A 4740-nucleotide genomic window follows, 5' to 3' on the forward strand; every position below is an offset into this window, starting at 1 on the left:
CCGCCAGAACATCCGCATCCAGGCGGATGCCGGTATGGATTTTGGTGATTGCCGCCTTGGGCCGTCCTCGGCGCACGAGCTTGTCCCCATGGTAGAGATCGGCCTGGGCAAACCAGGCATCGCTCAATTCGGGGGCATCGTCTGGATCATTCCAGGTGGGCTTTGTAGCGGGCTTGTTCGCGTGCATTGGCTTTCCTCATGCTGATGATGCGGCGGGTTTGGCCGCGTGGCGTCCAGACCACCACAACCGTGCGTCCCTGCAGAGTGCCCACCGTGATGAAGCGCTCCTCGCCGTAGTCCTTGCGGCGATCCACTTGAGTGAAATGCATCCCCGCAAAGACCTCGCCGGCTTGTGCGAAATCCAACCCGCGCTCTCTGAGCGTTTGCTCACGTTTGTCGGGGTCGAATGCAATCTGCACTTATTTATTGTAGCAACAATAAATAGATTCCATGCGCAGAGAGGCCGTGACGATCCAACCCGCTTGCGCACCTTGCGAGGTAAGCTGCCTTTGTGGCCGTTTTCACTATTTTGCAGAGCTTGCGGAATGCATTACGTTAGGCTTGGGAGGGTCTATATCTGCAAAGAGAGGGAGCACAGATGCAAGGAGAATGGTGGTATGCGAGTGGCGATACGCGGAAAGGCCCAGTCTCACTGGAGACTCTGCACCAGTTACTCCTTGAACGCAAAATATCTGAAGAGACGTTAGTTTGGAAGGCGGGCCGCGACAGTTGGGCCCCCATTTCCGAGATTCCAGACCTCCACGAAGTCGTCAAGACCGTCCCACCTGAGCTGCCCAAACCGACAGCCCGTGAGCACTTGATCGCTCTTCCGCTTGCTGGCCCGTGGCGGCGCTTCTTCGCAAGGTTTGTCGATCTATGGGTGATCGCATTTCCTACTGCACTCGTCGCGGGATTCGCACTTTCTTGGTTTTCGCTAGCTTTTGGCCTCTGGATACAACGCCCAGGCTCTGAGTACGTGTTTGGTTGGTTACTCCTGCCGCTCGTGTTGCTCATCGAGGCAGGAATGGTGGCTCTCTTTGGCACAACACTCGGCAAGGCGCTCTTGGGAGTGACGGTCACGACCGTTGGTGCTCAGCGCCCGACCGCCGGCCAGTACCTACAGCGTCAACTTGGCGTCTACTGGTATGGCCTTGGAACGGGATTTCCAATCGTTTCCCTATTCACGATGGCGCGTCAGTACGGTCGCCTCAAGGCTGGGCGACAGGCAGGGTATGACGAAGGCAAATTCCACGTAAAAGCGCGGAAACTCAGCGCGCTACGAGCGTTTTCCGCCGCGGTCGTAGTCGTAGGCCTCTTCTTTGTCAACACTGCTATTCAGCAATCATCTCAACGCAGATACTACAGTGGAACGACTTGGGTTAACCAAGTAACTGGCAAGTCTGTAGCCATACCAAGCGGCTGGATCCACGAGGAAAAGAAGAATGATGAGAAACAGTCGATCCAGATCTTCTCCGGACCCGATTACGGCACCTATGTTGTCTTCGCCAAGGAAGACGTGCCGCCGAGCATGGATCTCGAGGACTATCTGGAAGCCTGGGTCACAGCCGTTCGCGGTAGCATGAGTTTTTCGATGCCAGGTCAACAGACTTTGGTTGACGGTCTTCAAGCCGTTACCTTGACCGGAACGATGGCGGATGACAGAACGCAACACGTGCGTGCGACCTTCGTCAAAAAGGGGCGACAAGTTTGGCGTGTTGTCATCGTGTCGATCTCCGATGAAGAATCTGCTTTGAAGCATGCCTTGAAGTTGCAGGCCCTACTCTTCGGGTCCATCGAGTGACATACAGGCCTACCCGTCGTTGCACCCGACCTGCTACAGCGGGCTTCGCCAGCTTCCGCAGGCGGGTGAACTCCAACGTTGGGCAGTACTCATTGAAAGGGGAGCAAGATGAAATTCCATCTTATGGGAACTCTGGCAGTAACCATTGCTGGCGTTTTTTCTAACAGCGCATTTGCATGCTCTTTCGATACCGATTGTCAGCCTGGTAGCCAATGCCTCAAGTCACCTGATTCAATATATGGCGTTTGTGTTGGTGGGATTTTCCCGGGTAATAGTAATGACCAACAACCGGTTACCTCCCCTCTGGACGCGAATGGCACTTATGGGAATACATGCTCATTCGATACCGACTGCGGTCCAGGTTCCGTATGTGTCAAGGCAGGAGGCATCTACGGCACATGTATGAAAGACAGGTAAACTACCCAATCATCGCTTCGGAAATGACTCTCCGCCGGCAAGCCGGCTCCGCACCTCTCGATGAACTTTGGGTCGCACAAAACCCCTATTCCCCATTAGCTAATCTGCCATCAACCACATAAACAGGAGCCCTCATGCCAGTCGAAAAATTCCAGGCCACTGTTCAGTACAACGATTTCAAAGGTAGTGCCGCAGCTGATCGTACCGATCAAGATGATATTAATAATTGGCTTGAGAAGAATGGGCTCAAGCGGGATGGTGAGTTTCTGCTAGGCATCTCGTTTTTTGCTGGTGAAAACTACGGCGAGCACAAAGAGATTTCTGTTGAATTTCTGTTTGCTACGCAAGGAGAACACAACAGTGTCAAAGAAATGATTGAAGCGCATAACGGGCCGGTCTTTGTTCGTCGGGTCACGACAGATATGCCCATAGCTCAATTTCTCGGCCTTTTTAAACGCTTCAGCGTGTCCCTTTCTCCTCGGGGAATGCTAGATGGACGCGACTACACTTACGTTGAGTAGTGCGGATTATGCTGGCCAATGTGCGGCCCAACTCATCATTCCACCGTAAGCTACGCGATGAAGCCGAGCGCCGCCGGTGAATTCAAACGTTAGGCAACCGAAAACGCTAAGGGGCGTTCCTCGACGCCCATGTGCGCGGTTCGGGATCAGCGGGAAGGCCATCATGCGTGGGCGGAATGCGTAAATATTTCTATATATTCACACCGGTATTTCGGTGTTGTTCAATTTCTCCATCGCTGTTATTCGGCATAGCGCAGCGCCCACCACCGTAAGATTAGGGACACCCTTTGAGCACAACCCTGCGTGATGTCCCGCACTTTTGCCTACGTTCGAGTCTCCACCGCCGGCCAGACCCCCGAGAACCAGATCCAGGAGATCGAAGCGGCGGGCTTTCATGTCGAGCCGCACCGCGTGGTGGCCGAGACCGTCTCAGGCAGCACAGCCATTGCCCAGCGCCCGGGGTTTGCCAAGCTCCTGGATCGCCTGGAACCAGGCGATGTGCTCATCGTCACCAAGCTCGATCGCTTGGGGCGCGATGCCATGGATGTGAGCTCCACGGTCAAGAAACTCGCCTCCCTCGGCGTGCGCGTGCATTGCCTGGCCCTAGGCGGCGTGGATCTGACCAGCTCAGCCGGCACCATGACCATGCACGTGCTCAATGCCGTGGCGCAGTTCGAGCGCGATCTGCTGATAGAGCGCACCCAGGCGGGTCTGGCACGCGCCCGAGCCGAAGGCAAAGCCCTGGGGCGGCCGAGCAGGCTCAACGCCCAGCAGAAACACGCCGTGCGCCAAGCCCTTCAAGCCGGGGCGACGGTGGCGGGTCTGGCGCGCCAGTACGGCGTGAGCCGGCAGACCATCATGCGGGCGCGGCAATGACGCCGCGTGCCCGGGGCGCAATGCTCAGGCGTGCAATGTCTTGCGCACCACGTCCGGGGCAGACTGGACGATCCTGAGCAAAGCTGCCGCCGGCCCGGTCGGGTGACGGCGACCCTGTTCCCAGTTTTGCAACGTCTTGACGCTCACGCGCATCAGTTGGGCAAACTCGCTCTGCGACAACCCGATTTGCTCACGCACAGCTTTGGCATCGGGGGCGGTCACCTTGATCCGGCGTGAGGCTGGCATTTGCCCGTGCGCAATGGCCCGAGCCTCTTTCAGGCTTTGCACCAGATCATCGAACAAGGCGTGTTCCATCTCATAGCTCCTTCACAAACTCCCGCAGCACCGCAGTTTCCCGATCGGTCAGATCGTCTTTCTTCGACTTCGGGTAGATCAGCAGCATGTAGATCTGTTCGTTGTCCTGCTTCCAGTAGTAGATCACCCGCGCCCCGGCGCTTTTGCCACGCCCCGGCAGCGCATAGCGCAGCTTGCGGATGCCGCCACCACCTTGAATGAGATCACCACGCTGCGGGTTTTCCAGCAGGATGCTTTGCAGGCCAGCGTACTCATCGTCCGTCAACAGCGCGGTGACCAGGCGGGTAAACGTCGGGGTCTCAATGAACTCCATACCCGAAGTGTATACGCCAATGGCGTATTCCGGTCACATCCAGCTCTTGGTCGCACAAGTTGCGCCCGAACCCCAAGCGATAGCAGGCAGGCCGCCATCAGGCAGATCATCATGCAGGCTGAGGACGCCGGTAGGTGAGCAAAATCACTACAATAGGAACCGTTTTCATAGTAAAACGGTTCCATAAAACATGATCCTCACCGTAGGAAACACGAAAGGCGGTGTCGGCAAAACGACCATTGCCGTCAATCTGGCCATCGCTCGCGCGCTGGCCGGGCGTGATGTGTGGCTCATCGACGGCGACCGGCAAGGCACGGCGCAGACGGCAATCCGCATCCGTGCCGAGGCCGGGCATACGCCGGGCATTGCCTGCGCGACCTACCCGGACGGGGTGACTCTGCGGGCGCAGGTGCAGCAGCAAGCAGCCAAATTCGAGGACATCATCATCGACGCAGGCGGTCGTGATTCGACCGCGCTGCGCGCAGCCCTAGATCGGA

At 57.0% G+C, this 4740-nt stretch carries 8 protein-coding genes; 4 read left to right on the forward strand and 4 right to left on the reverse strand.

The window, feature by feature from the left end:
- Positions 1–187, reverse strand: a 187-nt coding sequence (locus RTI30_RS12650) for a BrnA antitoxin family protein (RefSeq protein ID WP_312283930.1), incomplete at its 3' end; no start/stop codon positions are given.
- The gene (locus RTI30_RS12655; RefSeq protein ID WP_312283931.1) at positions 147–419 is read right to left on the reverse strand and encodes a BrnT family toxin; all 273 of its coding nucleotides are present in this window, start codon (positions 417–419) and stop codon (positions 147–149) included. The genes RTI30_RS12655 and RTI30_RS12650, both read right to left, overlap by 41 nt.
- Positions 420–598: 179 nt before the next feature.
- Between RTI30_RS12655 and RTI30_RS12660 the strand changes: the two genes are divergently transcribed.
- The 3 genes from RTI30_RS12660 (at position 599) to RTI30_RS12670 (ending at position 3615) form a co-directional block, all read left to right on the forward strand.
- Positions 599–1801, forward strand: a complete 1203-nt coding sequence (locus tag RTI30_RS12660) for a GYF domain-containing protein (protein WP_312283932.1) — start codon at positions 599–601, stop codon at positions 1799–1801.
- Between the two features lie 551 nt (positions 1802–2352).
- Complete coding sequence (locus RTI30_RS12665) at positions 2353–2739, forward strand: hypothetical protein (RefSeq protein WP_312283933.1); 387 nt, start codon at positions 2353–2355, stop codon at positions 2737–2739.
- A gap of 306 nt (positions 2740–3045) precedes the next feature.
- Positions 3046–3615, forward strand: coding sequence for a recombinase family protein (locus tag RTI30_RS12670; RefSeq protein WP_312283934.1), 570 nt, complete (start codon positions 3046–3048; stop codon positions 3613–3615).
- A 24-nt stretch (positions 3616–3639) separates the two neighbouring features.
- Here the strand turns inward: RTI30_RS12670 and nadS are convergent, their stop codons facing one another.
- A complete protein-coding gene (gene nadS / locus RTI30_RS12675) occupies positions 3640–3930 on the reverse strand; it encodes a NadS family protein (RefSeq protein WP_312283935.1) in 291 nt (96 codons plus the stop codon).
- A 1-nt stretch (position 3931) separates the two neighbouring features.
- Positions 3932–4243, reverse strand: coding sequence for a type II toxin-antitoxin system RelE/ParE family toxin (locus tag RTI30_RS12680; RefSeq protein WP_312283936.1), 312 nt, complete (start codon positions 4241–4243; stop codon positions 3932–3934).
- Between the two features lie 190 nt (positions 4244–4433).
- Between RTI30_RS12680 and RTI30_RS12685 the strand changes: the two genes are divergently transcribed.
- Positions 4434–4740 (forward strand): AAA family ATPase (locus tag RTI30_RS12685; RefSeq protein ID WP_312283937.1); only part of this gene is annotated, 307 nt, incomplete at its 3' end.

It is taken from the genome of Candidatus Igneacidithiobacillus taiwanensis, from assembly GCF_031962545.1.
Lineage (GTDB): Bacteria > Pseudomonadota > Gammaproteobacteria > Acidithiobacillales > Acidithiobacillaceae > Igneacidithiobacillus > Igneacidithiobacillus taiwanensis.

What these genes read in the sequence shown, in the direction of transcription:
- RTI30_RS12660 (WP_312283932.1), top strand. Translation starts at nt 599, where the DNA reads ATGCAAGGAGAATGGTGGTATGCGAGTGGCGATACGCGGAAAGGCCCA.
- RTI30_RS12665 (WP_312283933.1), top strand. Translation starts at nt 2,353, where the DNA reads ATGCCAGTCGAAAAATTCCAGGCCACTGTTCAGTACAACGATTTCAAA.
- nadS (WP_312283935.1), bottom strand. Translation starts at nt 3,930, where the DNA reads ATGGAACACGCCTTGTTCGATGATCTGGTGCAAAGCCTGAAAGAGGCT.
- RTI30_RS12670 (WP_312283934.1), top strand. Translation starts at nt 3,046, where the DNA reads ATGTCCCGCACTTTTGCCTACGTTCGAGTCTCCACCGCCGGCCAGACC.
- RTI30_RS12680 (WP_312283936.1), bottom strand. Translation starts at nt 4,243, where the DNA reads ATGGAGTTCATTGAGACCCCGACGTTTACCCGCCTGGTCACCGCGCTG.